Annotated in this window: 13 protein-coding genes; 7 read left to right on the top strand and 6 right to left on the bottom strand. The window is 70.9% G+C overall.

Annotation, left to right across the window (positions count from 1 at the left end; genetic code table 11):
- Window positions 1–38 precede the first annotated feature (38 nt).
- The 5 genes from B0I28_RS01805 to lpdA all read right to left on the bottom strand — a co-directional run bounded on the left by B0I28_RS01805 (window position 39) and on the right by lpdA (window position 5,841).
- The gene (locus B0I28_RS01805) at window positions 39–992 is read right to left on the bottom strand and encodes a phosphotransferase (protein WP_106362094.1); all 954 of its coding nucleotides are present in this window, start codon (window positions 990–992) and stop codon (window positions 39–41) included.
- Window positions 989–1,960, bottom strand: a complete 972-nt coding sequence (locus B0I28_RS01810; RefSeq protein ID WP_181245601.1) for a phosphotransferase — start codon at window positions 1,958–1,960, stop codon at window positions 989–991. The genes B0I28_RS01805 and B0I28_RS01810 overlap by 4 nt, the downstream gene beginning before the upstream one ends.
- Window positions 1,961–2,063: 103 nt before the next feature.
- A complete protein-coding gene (locus B0I28_RS01815; RefSeq protein ID WP_106362096.1) occupies window positions 2,064–2,495 on the bottom strand; it encodes a hypothetical protein in 432 nt (143 codons plus the stop codon).
- Between the two features lie 193 nt (window positions 2,496–2,688).
- Window positions 2,689–4,425 (bottom strand): 2-oxoglutarate dehydrogenase, E2 component, dihydrolipoamide succinyltransferase, encoded by a 1,737-nt coding sequence (gene sucB / locus B0I28_RS01820; protein ID WP_106362097.1) that lies wholly within the window; start codon window positions 4,423–4,425, stop codon window positions 2,689–2,691.
- A 27-nt stretch (window positions 4,426–4,452) separates the two neighbouring features.
- The gene (gene lpdA, locus B0I28_RS01825) at window positions 4,453–5,841 is read right to left on the bottom strand and encodes a dihydrolipoyl dehydrogenase (protein ID WP_106362098.1); all 1,389 of its coding nucleotides are present in this window, start codon (window positions 5,839–5,841) and stop codon (window positions 4,453–4,455) included.
- 212 nt (window positions 5,842–6,053) lie between these two features.
- Between lpdA and B0I28_RS01830 the strand changes: the two genes are divergently transcribed.
- On the top strand, window positions 6,054–6,386 hold the full coding sequence (locus tag B0I28_RS01830) for an oxidoreductase (RefSeq protein WP_106362099.1): 333 nt from the start codon (window positions 6,054–6,056) through the stop codon (window positions 6,384–6,386).
- Window positions 6,387–6,467: 81 nt separating this feature from the next.
- Here the strand turns inward: B0I28_RS01830 and B0I28_RS01835 are convergent, their stop codons facing one another.
- Window positions 6,468–7,925, bottom strand: coding sequence for a leucyl aminopeptidase (locus B0I28_RS01835; RefSeq protein WP_106362100.1), 1,458 nt, complete (start codon window positions 7,923–7,925; stop codon window positions 6,468–6,470).
- A gap of 75 nt (window positions 7,926–8,000) precedes the next feature.
- On the opposite strand from B0I28_RS01835, the gene gcvT reads away from it, so the two are divergent.
- The 6 genes from gcvT (at window position 8,001) to B0I28_RS01865 (ending at window position 15,690) form a co-directional block, all read left to right on the top strand.
- Window positions 8,001–9,086 (top strand): glycine cleavage system aminomethyltransferase GcvT, encoded by a 1,086-nt coding sequence (gcvT, locus tag B0I28_RS01840; RefSeq protein WP_106362101.1) that lies wholly within the window; start codon window positions 8,001–8,003, stop codon window positions 9,084–9,086.
- Between the two features lie 78 nt (window positions 9,087–9,164).
- On the top strand, window positions 9,165–10,481 hold the full coding sequence (locus tag B0I28_RS01845) for a Gfo/Idh/MocA family oxidoreductase (protein ID WP_106362102.1): 1,317 nt from the start codon (window positions 9,165–9,167) through the stop codon (window positions 10,479–10,481).
- Between the two features lie 3 nt (window positions 10,482–10,484).
- Window positions 10,485–11,918: a glucuronate isomerase gene (gene uxaC, locus B0I28_RS01850; protein ID WP_106362103.1), complete on the top strand. Its 1,434-nt coding sequence runs from the start codon at window positions 10,485–10,487 to the stop codon at window positions 11,916–11,918.
- Complete coding sequence (locus tag B0I28_RS01855; RefSeq protein ID WP_106362104.1) at window positions 11,919–13,217, top strand: enolase C-terminal domain-like protein; 1,299 nt, start codon at window positions 11,919–11,921, stop codon at window positions 13,215–13,217. It abuts the gene before it with no gap.
- Entirely contained in the window at window positions 13,202–14,575 is a 1,374-nt protein-coding gene (locus B0I28_RS01860) for a mannitol dehydrogenase family protein (protein ID WP_106362105.1), read from the top strand. Before B0I28_RS01855 ends, B0I28_RS01860 begins: the two co-directional genes overlap by 16 nt.
- The gene (locus B0I28_RS01865; RefSeq protein ID WP_181245602.1) at window positions 14,572–15,690 is read left to right on the top strand and encodes a Gfo/Idh/MocA family protein; all 1,119 of its coding nucleotides are present in this window, start codon (window positions 14,572–14,574) and stop codon (window positions 15,688–15,690) included. The genes B0I28_RS01860 and B0I28_RS01865 overlap by 4 nt, the downstream gene beginning before the upstream one ends.
- The last annotated feature ends 31 nt before the right edge of the window (window positions 15,691–15,721 follow it).

The raw sequence follows: 15,721 nt of genomic DNA on the forward strand, positions 1-15,721 counted from the left end.
GCCGTATCAGCTAATGGGAGAACGATTTCATTATGTGGTCACCATCCGCGGCGCCGGGCGAGCCAGTCGGCGGCCGCCAGGCCGCTCCAGCGCATGTGGTCGTCGATCGCGGGGGAGAGGAGGCTCGCGGGGCGGTCGCGCCAGCCTCGGAGCAGCGCGCCCGACATGGCCGCGAGCACGGTGTCGAGCTCCTCGTCCGAGACCTCGGCGGCGGTCGGATGGCCCCTGAAGAGGGCGTCGGCGTCATGGCCGTCGGCGTGGGCGGTGAGCAGGAGCAGCACCGTGTCGACCCACGGCGCCATGTGCCTCGGCGAGGTCCAATCGCAGATCCACGCGCGGCCGTCGCCGACGATCATGTTGTCGGGACGGAGGTCGGTGTGGGCGATCTCGGCCGATGAGAGGACCTCGTCGATCCGGGATTCGAGCGCCGCGAGTTCGTCGCGCCTGCCGGACAGCGATGCAGGGAGCGGGAACGGCTGTGCTCCCGCGGCGACGTCGCGGAACGCCTTCAAGCTCCTTCCCGTCTTGACGGCGAGGCCCCGGAGCGCTGCTGGGGGCGGGTTGAGGGCCTCGACGGCATCGGCCCATGTGGAGAGCAGCAGTCGCACGGTCTCCGGACTCATCGGGAGCGCCACAGGGACGCCTTGGACCGCTTCGTATCCGGTCACGGCCCAGCCGTCGACGTCGGCGGCGAACTCGACCCTCGGCGCCGGCACCTTCGCAGGGAGCGCGGCAGTGTGCCGCGCCTCCGCCTCGTAGGCCGGGCGGTGGAGCGAGTCCGGGCCCGCCGCCTTCACGAACAGCGCCGCACCCGAGTCGGACCGGAGGAGGGCCGCGAAGCCGTTCGTGAAGCCGCCACCCGCGATGCCGACGTGGACCGGAGCGCCGCCGAGTTCGCGCTGGATGCGTTCCCGCACCGGGACCGGCAGGTCCGTGTACGCAGGCCTGACCGCGGTGGCGTCGATCCTCGGTGCGGGTCCGAAGCGGCTCATGACCAACCGCGGCGTCGGGCGAGCCAGTCGGCGGCTGCGAGGCCGCTCCAGCGTTGGTGGGCGCGGAGGTGCGGGGAGGTGTTGGGGAGCGGGGGTTCGGCGGAGCGGCTGAGGTAGTAGCCGGTGATCGAGGCGAGGGCGGTGTCGAGGTCGTCGTCGGTGACGCCGACGGCGGTGGGGTGGTCGCGGAAGAGGGCGTCGGCGTCGTGGCCGTCGCCGTGGGCCGCAATGAGGAAGCACACGGTGTCGAACCAGGTCGAGTGGACGCCGACCCAGTTCCAGTCGCAGATCCACGCTTGGTCGGCCCCGACGATCATGTTGTCCGGGCGCAGGTCGAAGTGCATGACGGAGTCGGCGGTCAGGGCGGCGTCGATGTCCTGCTCGATCGCCGCGAGTTCGGGGATGCGGCCGTCGAACGCCGGCGGGAGCGGGAACGGGGGGATCTCGCCCGCGTCGATGGACGCGAACTGGCGCAGCTCGGGGCCGATCGGCCGGGCGGTGACGCCGATGTCGAGCAGTGACCGCGGCGCCGGGGTCAGGGCTTCGGCGGCGTCGGCCCAGGCTTGCAGCATCAGATCGAGGTCGTGCGGGGTCATCGGGAGCGTCGGGGCTTTGCCCTGCACCGCTTCGAAACCGAGGACGCTCCAGTCGTCGATGTCCGCCGCGAACTCCAGGCGGGGGGCCGGGACGGCGGCGGGGAGGGCGGCGTTGATGCGGGCTTCCTGGCGGGAGGCCGCGAGGGCCCAGGGGCGGTCGGGGCCTGCGGCCTTGATGAAGAGTTCGGCGCCAGTCTCGGAGCGGACGCGGGCGGCGAAGGCGCTGCCGAAGCCGCTTCCGGCCGTGCGGATGTCGGCGGGCGGGGCGCCGAGTTCCCCGGTGATGATGGCGCGCACGGGTTCCGGGAGGGTCTCCCAGCCCGCGCGGTCGGCGGTGGCGTCGTAGGGGACCGGGGGTCCGAATCGGGGCATGTGGAGAGTGTGGCCGCAGTTCAGCGGGGCCGCAATCGGTTTAGGGGGAAGGAAGGGGCCCTCGCGGCCGTGGTGGGGGCGGCTGCGAGGGCCGGGGTCTATTCTAGGCGCTCGCGAGCAAGGATGGAATGACCACGGGCAGTACATAGCAGCCGATGTCGCCGACTTCGCTGCGGGTGAGGGCCCAGCGGGCGGTGCTGGCGTCGCGGCACAGGACCACGAACGCCACCATGCAGCTGAGCGCCCGCTGCGCGTCGGTCATGAACTGGAGCCACGAGTCCGCCTGCGCCGGATCGGGTTCGAGGACGGCGTCGAAGAGGAGCGCGATGACGCGCTCGCCGCCTTTGGAGTAGGCCGCGGCCACGCACACGCGCAGGCGGCCCTGCTGTTCGGGGAGGGTGAGGGTCCTGCGGCTGATGGCGATGTCGTCGTAGTCGGGGAGGTCGGGGCCGTCGGTGAAGTTGTACAGCTCTGTGGCGAATTCGGGGCGGGTCTCCATCAGCATGGCGAGGAGTTCGTTGTACTCGATCGACATTCGAGTTCCTAACTTCCGCGTGGGGTCACAAAAGGTGGGTTGTAGGAACAACGAAGACACGAGATTCCGGTTACGGGTAATCGGCGCGGTTTGGGGAGGAAACTTGCGGATGGGTCATGTTCCTCGCTGGTAACTTCTGAAACGCCAAGGGGCGCGGCGGGAATGACTCCCGCCGCGCCCCTGTGGATCTTGTTTACAGGCCGAGCTGGTGCTCGAAGTTGCCCTCTTCGATGCGCTTGGTGACCGCTTCGAGGTAGCGGGCCGCGTCGGCGCCGTCGATCAGGCGGTGGTCGTAGCTCAGCGTCAGGTGCATGACCGAGCGCACCGCGATCACTTCGCCCAGTTCGGGGTCGTTGATCACGCGGGGGCGCTTGACGATCGCGGCGGTGCCGAGGATCGCGGACTGCCCGACGGGGACGATCGGCGTGTCGAACAGCGCGCCGACCGAGCCGGTGTTGGTGATGGTGAAGGTCGCGCCGAACAGGTCGTCGGGCGCGAGGCCGCCGTCGCGGGCCTTCTTGGCGATCTCGGCGATCCGCTTGGCCAGGCCCGGGATGTTCAGGTCGCCGGCGTTCTTGACGACCGGGACGATGAGGCCCTTCGGTGTGTCCACCGCGAAGCCGACGTGCTCGGCCTCGGGGTAGGTGATCGTCTTCTCCTCCATGTTCATGGTGGCGTTGACGACCGGGTACTGCTGGAGCGCCTCGATCGCGGCGATCGAGAAGAACGGCAGGAAGGAGAGCTTCACGCCGTGGCGGGCGAGGAACTCGTCCTTCTTGGCCGCGCGGAGCTTCGCCACCTTCGTGACGTCCACTTCGCGCACCGTGGTCAGCTGCGCCGTGGTCTGCATCGACTGGAGCAGCGCCTTGGCGGCGGCCTGGCGCAGGCGAGACATCTTCTCGGTGCGGCCGCGCAGCGGGCTGACCTCGGCGGGGGCCGGGGCGGCCTTCGCCGGGGCGGCAGCGGCGGGCGCGGGCGCCTCGGCCTTCTTGGCGTCGATGAGGGCCTGGACGTCCTCCTTGCGGACGCGTCCGCCCACACCGGAACCGGTGACCTGCGCGAGGTCGACGCCGTTGTCGGCGGCGAGCTTGCGCACGAGCGGCGTCACGTACGAGCCCGAGGGCTTGGACGCGGGCGCGGCGGGAGCCGGAGCGGCCGGGGCGCTGACCGGGGCCTCGGCGACCTCGGGGGCGGCCGGGGCCGGGGCGGTCGGCGTGGACTCGGCCTGCGCCGGAGCCGGAGCGGGCTCCGGTTCGGACTTCACCGCGGGCGTCGGCTCGGGAGCCGGGGCGGCAGCGGCGGCGTCGCCGGAGCCGATGATCGCGAGCACGGAGCCGACCTCGGTGGTCTCGTCCTCGGCGACGCGGATCTCCAGCAGGGTCCCGGCGGCCGGGGACGGGATCTCCGTGTCGACCTTGTCGGTCGAGATCTCCAGCAGCGGTTCGTCGACCTCGACGGTGTCGCCGACGGCCTTGAGCCAAGTGGTCACGGTGCCCTCCGTGACGGACTCGCCCAGCTCGGGGAGCAGCACCTCGGTACCGGACGCGGCGGCGGCCGGAGCGGGGGCCGCGGCGGGCTCGGGCTCGGCGGCGGGGGCCGGAGCGGCCTCGGCCTTCGGCGCCTCGGGCTCGGGCAGCGGCTCCTGGGCGGGCGCGGGCGCCGGGGCCGCAGGGGCGTCCCCGCCGGCCTCGGACGGGTCGCCGATGATGGCGAGCTCGCCGCCGACCTCGACGTCGGTGTCCTCGGGGACCACGATCTTCAGCAGCACGCCGGCAACCGGGGAAGGAACCTCGGTGTCGACCTTGTCGGTCGAGACCTCCAGGAGCGGCTCGTCGACCTCGACGGTGTCGCCTTCCTTCTTGAGCCACTGGGTGACAGTGCCCTCGGTGACCGACTCACCGAGAGCGGGCATCGTTACCGATGTCGGCATCGTTCGTTCAACTCCTGCGGTTGTGGATTAGTCGTGGGCGTGCAGCGGCTTGCCGGCCAGCAGCATCGCCGCTTCGCCGATCGCCTCGTTCTGGGTGGGGTGCATGTGGATCAGCTGGGCGACGTCGTTCGCGTACGCCTCCCAGTTGTAGATCAGCTCCGCTTCGCCGATCTGCTCGGAGATGCGCGCGCCGACCATGTGGACGCCGACGATCGGGCCGTCCTCGACCGCCACGAGCTTGATGAAGCCCTGGGTCTTGAGGATGTTCGACTTGCCGTTGCCCGCGAGGTTGTAGTTGACCGACTTGATCTTGTCGGCGCCGTACTTCTCCTTGGCCTTGTCCTCGTTGAGGCCCATGGAGGCCACCTCGGGCTCGGTGAACGTGACGCGCGGGATGCCGGTCTCGTCGATGACGGCCGGGTTCAGGCCCGCGATGTGCTCGGCGACGAAGATGCCCTGGAGGAAGCCGCGGTGCGCGAGCTGGATGCCGGGGACGATGTCGCCGACGGCGTAGACGCCCGGGACGCTCGTCTGGAGGTGCTCGTTGACCGGGACGAAGCCGCGGTCGAGGGTGATGCCCTGCTCCTCGTAGCCGAGGTTCGCGGTGACGGGGCCGCGGCCGACGGCCACGAGCACGATGTCGCCTTCGACGACGGTGCCGCCCTGGATGGTCACCTGGACGCCGGAGGCGGTCTTCTCGACCTTCTCGAAGAACTTGCCGGTGTGGAACTTGATGCCGCGCTTGCGGAACGCGCGCTCCAGCTGCTTGGACGAGTCGGCGTCCTCGGCCGCGATGAGGCGGGGGAGGCCCTCGATGATCTCGACCTCGACGCCCAGCGACTTCCAGGCGGAGGCGAACTCGACGCCGATGACGCCGCCGCCGATGACGATGGCCTTGTTCGGCAGCTCGGTCAGTTCGAGCGCGTGCTCAGAAGCGATGATCTTCTCGCCGTCGATCTCCAGGCCGGGGAGGGTCTTGGAGTACGAGCCGGTCGCGAGGATGACGTTCTTGCCGGTGACGGTCTGGCCGCCGTCGACCTGCACCGCGTTCGGTCCGACGAGCTTGCCGGTGCCCTGGATGAAGTCGACCTTGTGGGCCTTGACCAGGCCCTGGAGGCCCTTGTACAGCTTGGAGACGACGTCGTCCTTGTACTTCTTCACCGCGGGCATGTCGACGCCCTTGAACTCCGCGAGGATGCCGAACTGCTCGGACTCGCGGGCGGTGTCGGCGACCTCGCCGGCGTGGAGCAGCGCCTTGGTGGGGATGCAGCCGCGGTGGAGGCAGGTGCCGCCGACCTTGTCCTTCTCGATCAGGGCCACCTTCAGGCCCAGCTCAGCGGAGCGGAACGCCGCCGCGTAGCCGCCGCTGCCGCCGCCCAGGATGACGACGTCGTATCCTGCGTTCGGGTCGCTCATTGCTCTCCCCACTTAACGATGCTTAGGTTCGCTGCCCATCCTTCCACCGGGCGCGTCTCGTGGTCGCCCAGACCCGGTGCTTGGAGTGTGCAACACCATTCAACCGCTTGCTGGGAGCTTCGGAAAGTCAAGTTCGTGTGCGGCTGGACACAGGCGTCATAGCGCATGTGTACGCTTGAAAGTCGACATCGGCGGGTGCGTGAGGAGCGGTCGTGGGCTGGTTCGGACGGAAGAAGAAGCAGGGCGACGGGACGCTGGACCGCGCCTCGGACAACGGCGACCAGCGCCACCTGGTCGAGTTCATCGGCACGCGCACCGGTGTCGAGGCGTACGTGGAGCCGAAGACCACGGTCACCGAGACCACGGTCATGCTCATCGCGCACGACGGCGAGTGGACGCGGCGCCGCGTCGACGGCCCCGCGGGCGCGTTCGCCTTGGGCCGCAAGTACAACGTCCCCGTGTACGAGGTCGCGAAGGTCGGGTACCCGCAGCGCAAGCGCGACTACGATGCGCGCAAGAAGCTGGAACAGCAGCGCCGCCAGTGACTTGAGCGGCCGGTCCTCTCGGACCGGCCGCTCGTGAATCCTCGTGCACTCTCCCGCCACATGGCGGTGAGCCGCGGTCGACTAGCGGGCGTGCTCCTCCAGGAGCGCCACCAGCGTCCGCACCGGCACGCCGGTCGCGCCCTTCGCCGTGTACCCGTGCGCCGAGTCCGAGTCGGCGGGGCCCGCGATGTCGAGGTGCGCCCACGGGATCTCCTCGGGCACGAACTTCGACAGGAAGATCCCGCCCTGGATCATGTGCCCGTCGCGCTTGAGGCCGGCCGCGCACTGCGACACGTCGGCGATCGAGGACTCCATGAGCTTGACGAGGTCGTCGGGGAACGGCATGGGCCAGCCGTGCTCGCCGGTCTCCTCGCCGATGCGGCGGACCCGCTCGGTCTCGGAGTCGGTGCCCATGAGGCCCATGGTGCGCCGCCCGAGGGCGATGAGCTGCCCGCCGGTGAGGGTCGCGACGTCGTAGACCGCGTCGGGCTCGTCCTCGACGGCCCGCGAGAGCGCGTCGGCGAGGACCAGGCGGCCCTCGGCGTCGGTGTTGAGGATCTCGACGGTCATGCCGTTGCGAATGGTGAGCACGTCGGAGGGGCGGTACGCCGAGCCGGAGACGAGGTTCTCGGCGAGCGCGACGGTGCACGTGACGTTCACGTCGAGGCCGAGCTTCGCGGCGGCGAGGGTCGCGCCGACGACGGCCGCGGCCCCGGCCATGTCGTACTTCATCTCCCACATGCCCGCGGTCGGCTTGATCGAGTAGCCGCCGGAGTCGAACGTGATGCCCTTGCCGACGAGCGCGATGTGCTTGCGCGCGCCCTCGGGCCGGTACGACAGCCGCACCAGGCGCGGCTCGGCGGAGGAGCCGCCGCCGACGGCGAGGACGCCGCCGTACCCGCCCGCCGAGAGCGCCTCGGCGTCGAGGATCTCGACCTCCAGGCCCGCGGCGACGGCGGCCTGCTCGATCTCGATGGCGAACGTCGGCGGGCGCAGCAGGTTCGCGGGGGAGGACACCCAGTCCTTGACGAGGGCGACGCTCTCGCCGAGGACGCGCGCCCGCGTCACGGCCTCCTCGGACGCGCCGTAGACGCTGACCGTCCCGGGGGCCGCGTCGCCGCCGCCGTCGGTCTTGAAGCCCTCGTACTTGTACGCCCCGAGGACCGCGCCGGTGGCGGTCGCCTCCGGGTCGCCCTCGAACGCGATCGCGACCGAGCCCTTCCCGAAGGCGGCGCGCACGGCCGCGCCCGCGGAGCGGCGCAGCGTCTCGTCGTCGAGGTCGTCGGCGTCGCCCAGGCCCACCGCGTACACGAGCGCCGCGCCGAGCCCTTCGGGCGCGGGCAGGCGGGTGAGGGACCCGGCCGACCCGGTGTTCCCGAGGGCCGCGAGCTGCGCGGCGAGCCGCCCGTCGAACGCGGCGTCGACGCCCGCGAGGCTCTCGGGGAGCACGGGCGCGTCCTCGCCGGAGAAGACGCCCACGACGAGGACCTCGACGTCCGCGTTCGCGGCGTCGCCGGAGGCGCTCAGCAGATCAGTCACGATCGTTCCTTAGCTGTTTCGGGGACCAAATGCTCCGATCCTAGCCACTGGGACGCACGCGATAGGCTCTGTCCCATGTCCGAACCGTCGCTGCTCACCTCACCGCTCCACTCCCGCCACATCGAACACGGCGCCAAGTTCGCCGAGTTCGCCGGCTGGGACATGCCCCTCCAGTACCCGAGCGGCGTGCTCGCCGAGCACCAGGCGGTGCGCACCGGGGTCGGCGTCTTCGACGTCTCGCACCTCGGCAAGGTCTGGGTGACCGGCGAGGGCGCCGCGACGTTCGTCAACCGCTGCCTCGCGAACGACCTCGACCGGATCGGCCCCGGCGGCGCCCAGTACACGCTGTGCCTCGACGAGAGCGGCGGCGTCGTCGACGACCTCATCGCCTACCGCTTCGCCGACGACCAGGTCTTCCTGATCCCCAACGCCGCCAACACCGCCGAGGTCGCCCGCCGCCTCGCCGCCGCGGCCCCCGCCGGGATCGAGGTCCGCGACGTCCACCGGTCCTTCGCGGTGCTCGCCGTCCAGGGCCCCGAGTCGCCGCGCATCCTCGAATACCTCGGCCTGCCCCACGAGCACGACTACATGAGCTTCCGCGAGCACCTCGTGGACCACGCCGACGTCATCGTCTGCCGCTCCGGCTACACCGGCGAGACCGGCTTCGAGCTGGTCGTCCCGAACGAGGCCGCCGGGGACCTGTGGGACGCGATGCTCGTCGCCGGGGCCTCCCCGTGCGGCCTCGGCGCCCGCGACACCCTGCGCCTGGAGATGGGCTACCCGCTCCACGGCCAGGACCTGAGCCTCGACATCACCCCCGTGCAGGCCCGCCTCGGCTGGGCCGTCGGCTGGGACAAGCCCGAGTACTGGGGCAAGGCCGCGCTCGACGCCGAGAAGGCCGCCGGGCCGCGCCGCCGCCTGTGGGGCCTGGAGGCCACCGGCAAGGGCGTCCCGCGCGCCCACATGACCGTCCTCGACGGCGACGCCGAAGTCGGTGAGACCACCTCCGGCACCCACGCGCCGACCCTGAAGAAGGGGGTCGCGCTCGCGCTCCTCGACGCCGCCTACAAGCCCGGCGCAGAGCTCGAACTCGACGTGCGCGGGCGGCGCCTGCCGGTGCGAGTCGTCAAGCCCCCCTTCACGAAAGCCACTCCCAAATAGACGTGCCTTTACCCTGACCTTGCCTGGCGCGACGTTCTCAGATAGCGTTTACCAGAACCTCGCAGACGAAGGAGTCACATGTCAGGCACCCCGCACCGCTATGCCATCGTCGGGACCGGATCGCGCGCCACGATGTACGTCAGGGCCATCATCGAGCGGGGTGACCGGACCGCGCTCGTCGCGCTGGCCGACACGAACCCGAAGCGGATCGCCCACCACGCCGCCGCCGTCGCCGAAGCGGGCCTGCCCGCCCCGGCCCTGTACGCCGCCGCGGACTTCGAGCGCCTCCTCGCCGAGACCGACCCCGACACCGTCATCGTCACCTCGGTCGACGCCACCCACCACGAGTACATCCTCGCCGCGCTCGCCGCGGGCAAGGACGTCATCTCCGAGAAGCCGCTGACCACCACCGCCGAGCACGCCGCCCAGATCCTCGAAGCGGAGGCGAAGTCCGAGGGCACGGTCACCGTCACCTTCAACTACCGCTACAACCCGCTGCACGAGAAGGTCGCCGAGCTCCTGCGCGACGGCGCGGTCGGCGAGATCACCTCCGTCGGCTTCGACTGGCTCCTCGACACCCGCCACGGCGCCGACTACTTCCGCCGCTGGCACCGCGAGGAGGCCAACTCCGGCGGCCTGCTCGTCCACAAGTCCGGCCACCACTTCGACCTCGTCAACTGGTGGCTCGACGCCGCCCCGGTGCGCGCCTTCGCGAAAGGGAAGCTCGCCTTCTACGGCGAGAACGGGAAGGCCAGCGGCCACGACCGCGGCTACGCCCGCGTCCACGGCGCCGAGGCCGCGAAGGACGACCCGTTCGCGCTCCACATGGAGGAGAACCCGACCCTCAAGGCCCTGTACCTCGACGCGGAGGACGAGGACGGCTACGTGCGCGACCAGTCCGTGTTCGCACCGGGCATCACCATCTACGACGACATGATGTCCCTCGTGGACTACGACTCGGGCGTGACGCTCTCGTACCGGCTCACCGCCTACTCCCCTTGGGAGGGCTACCGGGTCCACTTCAACGGCACCCAGGGGCGGCTCGAACTCCTCGTCGTCGAGAACGACCACGTCAACCCGGCCCTCAAGGGCCCCAACGGCGCCAGCATCCACGGCACCCACGCCGCGGCCGAGGAGGGCTGGTACGAGCTCACCGTCCACCCGTTCTGGGCCAAGCCCGAGAAGATCGACCTGGGGGAGTACCAGCGCGCCGGGCACGGCGGCGGCGACACCCGCATGCTCGGCGTCCTCTTCGACGGCGACACCGACCCGCACGACCGCTCGGCGAACGCCCAGGACGGCGTGAACGCGCTGGCCGCCGGCCTCGCGTCCAACGAGTCGATCCGCACTGGGCAATCGGTTGCCGTCGCAGACCTCTTCAAGCTGGAGAAATAACGCATGGCCCTGCATCCCGACCGACTCTTCCCGGCCGACGAGCGCACCCGCGCGATCGCGCGGGAGCTCCACCGCAACACCGCGGACCTGCCGCTGGTCAGCCCGCACGGGCACGTCGACCCGCGGCTGATGTCGGAGAACCGGCCGTTCCCCGACCCGGCCCGCCTGTTCGTGGTCCCCGACCACTACCTGACCCGGATGCTGTACTCCCAGGGCGTGCGCCCCGACGAGCTCGGCGTCCCCTCCGCGACCGGCGAGCCGGCCGAAGCGGACGGACGCACGATCTGGCGCCGGTTCGCCGAGCACTACAGGCTGTTCCGCGGCACGCCGTCGAAGCTGTGGCTCGACTACACGTTCGCGGAGGTCTTCGGCATCTACAAGGACCTCGGCCCCGACACCGCAGACGAGTTCTACGACCACCTCTCCGCGCGCCTCGCCGAACCGGCGTTCCGCCCGCGGGCCCTGTTCGACAAGTTCAACATCGAGGTCCTCGCCACCACCGAGTCCCCTGTGGACTCATTGGAGCCGCACGCGGCCCTCGCGGCCCTCCAGGGCGCCGACGGCCGCAAGTGGGGCGGCAAGGGCGGCAAGGTCGTCACCACGTTCCGGCCCGACAACCTGGTCGAACCGGGCTGGCCCGGCTGGAAGGACCGCGTCGAGCAGCTCGCCGCGATCACCGGCGAGGACACCGCGACCTTCGACGGGTTCCTCACCGCCCTGCGCAAGAGGCGCCAGGACTTCATCGCCGCCGGGGCCACCTGCACCGACCACGGGAACCTCACGGCCGCAACCGAAGACGACCCGAAGGCCGCCGCGGGCATCTACGCCCGCGCGCTCGCCGGGGAGGCCACCGACGACGAGGTGCTGCGCTTCCCCGCGCTCATGCTCGTCGAGTTCGCGCGCATGAGCGTCGACGACGGCCTGGTCATGCAGCTCCACCCGGGCGCCAACCGCAACCACAACCAGTGGCTGTACGAGGGCTGGGGTCGCGACGTCGGCGGGGACATCCCCGACGCCACCGAGTACACGCGGGCCCTCAAGCCCCTCCTCGACGCGTTCGGCAACGACCCGCGCTTCCGCATCGTCCTCTACACCCTGGACGAGACGGTCTTCAGCCGCGAGATCGCGCCCCTCGCGGGCGGCTACGCGGCGGTCTTCGCGGGCGCGCCCTGGTGGTTCCTCGACTCCCCGGAGGGCATGCGCCGCTTCAGGGAGGCGATCCACGAGACCGCGGGCTTCTACAACACCGCCGGGTTCGTCGACGACACCCGCGCGTTCTGCTCGATCCCGGCCCGCCACGACCTGGCCCGCCGCATCGACGCGTCCTACCTCGCGCGCCTCGTCGCCGAGCACCGCATGACCGACAGCGAGGCCGCCGAGACGGCGATCGACCTGGCGTACCACCTCCCCCGCAAGATCTACGGATTGGAACAGTAAGTGCCGACTCGAATCGAACGCCTCGAAGTCCACGACGTCCGGTTCCCGACCGCGACCGCAGGCGACGGCTCGGACTCGATCAACCGGGCCGACTACTCCGCCTGCTACGTGGAGCTGTTCACCGACGGGGGCCCCACCGGCACCGGCTTCACCTTCACCGGCGGCCGCGGCACCGAGATCTGCGTCCAGGCCGTCAAGGCCTACGCGCCCCTGGTGGTCGGCAAGACCGTCGAGGAGATCTTCGCGAACCCGGTCGAGTTCTCCCGCTCGATCGTCCAGGAGCCGCAGATCCGCTGGCTCGGCCCCGAGAAGGGCGCCACCCACATGGCCGTCGGCGCGATCCTCAACGCCGTGTGGGACCTGCGCGCCAAGCTCGAAGGCAAGCCCATGTGGCGCCTCCTCGCCGAGATGGACTCCGCCGAGCTCGCCGCGCAGATCGACTACCGCCACATCGAGGACGAGCTCACCTACGACGAGGCCGTCGCGATCCTCGACGAAGGCCGCATCGGCTACGAAGACCGCCTCAAAGTCCTGGAGAACGACGGCTTCCCGGCCTACACCACCTCCGTCGGCTGGCTCGGCTACTCCGACGAGAAGGTCCGCGCCCTCACCGAGCAGGCCGTCGCCGAAGGCTGGACCGCCGCGAAGATGAAGGTGGGCTCGCCCGATGTCGCCGACGACGTGCGCCGCGCCCGCATCATCCGCGACGTCCTCGGCCCCGACCGGCTCCTCATGATGGACGCCAACCAGATCTGGTCGGTGCCCGAAGCGATCGCCAACATGCGCGAACTCGCCGCGTTCGACCCGTACTGGATCGAGGAGCCCACCCACCCCGACGACATCCTCGGCCACGCCAAGATCGCCAAGGCCGTCGACCCGATCCGCGTCGCCACCGGCGAGGTCGCCGCCAACCGCGTCATCTTCAAGCAGCTCCTCCAGGCCGAGGCCATCAAGGTCTGCCAGATCGACGCCTGCCGCGTCGGCGGCGTCCCCGAAGTCCTCGCCACCCTCCTCATGGCCGCCAAGCACGGCGTGGACGTATGCCCGCATTCGGGAGGAGTAGGACTCTGCGAATACGTGCAGCACCTCGGCATGTTCGAATACCTTCGGATCGGGAAGACCCTGGAGGGACGCATGATCGAGTACGTCGACCACCTGCACGAGCACTACACCGACCCCGTCACCGTCGTGGACGGCCGCTACCGGCTCCCCACGCAGCCGGGATACTCGGTCACCCTCAAGGCCGAGTCGATCGCCGAGTACTCCTACCCGAACGGCCCGGCGTGGCTGAACTCTTGAACCCCGTCCTGACCAACGAGGTCCTGAAGCGGCTCCCCGGGGACGTCACCGTCCCCGGGGACCGCCCCGACCGCTCCGGGATCCTCCACCTCGGCGCGGGCGCCTTCCACCGCGCCCACCAGGCCGTCTACACCGACGACACCGACTGGGGCATCACCGTCGCCGCCCCGAACTCCCGCGGCGTCATCGACGCGCTCGCCGCCCAGGACGGCCTCTTCTCCGTCGCCACCCTCGGCCCCGACGGCGCCGCGCTCCGCGTCATCGGCTCCATCGTCGACACCGTCCACGTCGCGACCGAACGCGACCGCGCCGCAGACCTCGTCGCCGACCCCGCCACCCACGTCGTCACCCTCACCGTCACCGAGAAGGCCTACCGCGACCCGCGCGGCGTCCCCGGCCTCCTCGCCGACGGCCTCGCCCGCCGCGCCGCCGCCGACGGCCCGCCGCTCACGATCCTGTGCTGCGACAACCTCCCCGACAACGGGAAGACCACCCGCGCCGCCGTCGAACCCCTCCTCGACGACGCCACCCGCGCCTGGGCTGAGACCAACGTCACCTTCCCGTCCAGCATGGTCGACCGCATCGTCCCCGCCTCCACACAGGCCACCTACGAGCGGGCCCTCGCCGAACTCGGCGTCCCCGACCTCGCCGCCGTCGAAGCGGAGCCGTTCTCCCAGTGGGTCATCGAAGACGACTTCGCCGGGCCCCGCCCCGGCTGGGCCGCCACCTACACCGCCGACGTCGCCGGATGGGAGCGCCTGAAACTGCGCACCCTCAACGGCGTCCACTCCACGCTCGCCTACCTCGGCGCCCTCGCCGGAACCGAGACCGTCGCCGAAGCCCTCGCCCTCCCCGGCGCGGCCGACTTCGCGCGCTGGCTCATCTCCGAGCAGATCGCGCCGTCCTTCACGCCCCCCGACGGGCAGGACACCATCGCGTACGGCGACAGCGTCCTGGAGCGGTTCGCGAACCCCGGCATCCGCCACCGCTGCATCCAGATCGCCATGGACGGCTCCCAGAAGCTCCCGCAGCGGCTCTTCGCGACCATCGGCGACCTCGCCGAAGCGCACGTCGACCTCGACCTGATCGCCCTGCCGCTCGCCGCCTGGACCCGCTTCTGCGCCGGGAAGACCGACGACGGCGCGGACCTCCCGCTCGACGACCCGCTGCGCGACGTCATCCGACAGAGCCTCGCCGCGGCCGGACCGAACCCGGCGGCGAGAATCGACGCGATCCTCGGCCTCCGCCAGATCGTCCCCGAACCCCTCGCCGACAACCACCAGCTGCGCCGGGCCGCCGCCAAATGGCTGCGCGAACTCGACCGGCACGGCGTCGCCACCACCCTGGAGCACCTGTGACAACGAGCATCCCGCGCGTCGCCCTCGTGGGCGCCAACGGCTTCGGCCTCCACCACCGCGAGCACAACCTCGCCCCCCGCGTCGAACGCGGCGAACTCGCGTTCGTCGGCATGTGCGACACCGCCGAGATCCAGGAGCGCCCCGGCGCCCCCATCGGCGACACGCCCGTCTTCGACGACTACAAGGCCATGCTCGACGCCACCGACCCCGACGTCGTCATCATCGCCACCCCGCCGCCCTCCCACCTGCCCATCGCGGGCGACGCCATGCGCCACGGCGCCGACATCTACCTGGAGAAGCCCCCGGTCACCAACCTCGACGAGTACCGCAGGCTCTACGACGTCATGACCGAGACCGGCCGCAACGTCCAAGTCGGCTTCCAAGCCCTCGGCTCCCACGCGTTCAACGCCGTCCGCGACGCCATCGAAGCGGGCCGCTTCGGCGAGATCGAGTCGATCGGCGTCGCCGGGTCCTGGCAGCGCCCCGACTCCTACTACCGCCGCTCCGCCTGGGCCGGCAAGCGCGAACTCAACGGCACCCTCGTCGCCGACGGCGCCCTCGCCAACCCCTGGGCCCACGCCTCCCAGCAGGCCATCGCCCTCGCGGGCGACTGGCCCCTCCAAGGCCCCGTCGAACTCGAACGCCTCCGCACCCGCGAATCCATCCAGGTCGACGACACCGCCGCCTGGCGCGCGGTCAACAAGAACGGCGTGCGCATCACCGTCGCCGTGACCCTCTGCGGCGACAGGAAAGTCGAAGGCGACATCTACATCAAGGGCACCGAGGGCGAGGCCTGGTACGGCTTCCGCGAGGACCTCCTGCGCCTCCCCGGTGAGACCGAGGCGAAGCAGTACGGCTCCACGAACCTCCTCGACAACCTCCTGGCCCACCGCCGCCGCGGCGTCGGCCTCATCTCCGGCCTGCGCCGCTCCAAGCCCTTCACCGGCGTCCTGGAGCAGGTCCTCACCTCGCCCGTGCCGCGCCTCGTCGACGAGAAGCACCTCGAACGGGTCGGCGACGACCCCGTGACCATCCTCAAGGGCGTCGACCGGGCCGTGGTCGACGCCGCGACCCAGGGAAAGCTCTACAGCGAGCTCGGCCTCCCCTGGGCCTGAAGCGAAGACGGCCCCCGGCTCGCGCCGGGGG

This window comes from Glycomyces artemisiae, assembly GCF_003002955.1.
In the GTDB taxonomy this organism is placed as follows: Bacteria; Actinomycetota; Actinomycetes; order Mycobacteriales; family Micromonosporaceae; genus Glycomyces; species Glycomyces artemisiae.

Coding starts and splice junctions, on each gene's coding strand:
- B0I28_RS01805 (WP_106362094.1), bottom strand. CDS start 992: ATGAGCCGCTTCGGACCCGCACCGAGGATCGACGCCACCGCGGTCAGG.
- B0I28_RS01810 (WP_181245601.1), bottom strand. CDS start 1,960: ATGCCCCGATTCGGACCCCCGGTCCCCTACGACGCCACCGCCGACCGC.
- B0I28_RS01815 (WP_106362096.1), bottom strand. CDS start 2,495: ATGTCGATCGAGTACAACGAACTCCTCGCCATGCTGATGGAGACCCGC.
- sucB (WP_106362097.1), bottom strand. CDS start 4,425: ATGCCGACATCGGTAACGATGCCCGCTCTCGGTGAGTCGGTCACCGAG.
- lpdA (WP_106362098.1), bottom strand. CDS start 5,841: ATGAGCGACCCGAACGCAGGATACGACGTCGTCATCCTGGGCGGCGGC.
- gcvT (WP_106362101.1), top strand. CDS start 8,001: ATGTCCGAACCGTCGCTGCTCACCTCACCGCTCCACTCCCGCCACATC.
- B0I28_RS01845 (WP_106362102.1), top strand. CDS start 9,165: ATGTCAGGCACCCCGCACCGCTATGCCATCGTCGGGACCGGATCGCGC.
- uxaC (WP_106362103.1), top strand. CDS start 10,485: ATGGCCCTGCATCCCGACCGACTCTTCCCGGCCGACGAGCGCACCCGC.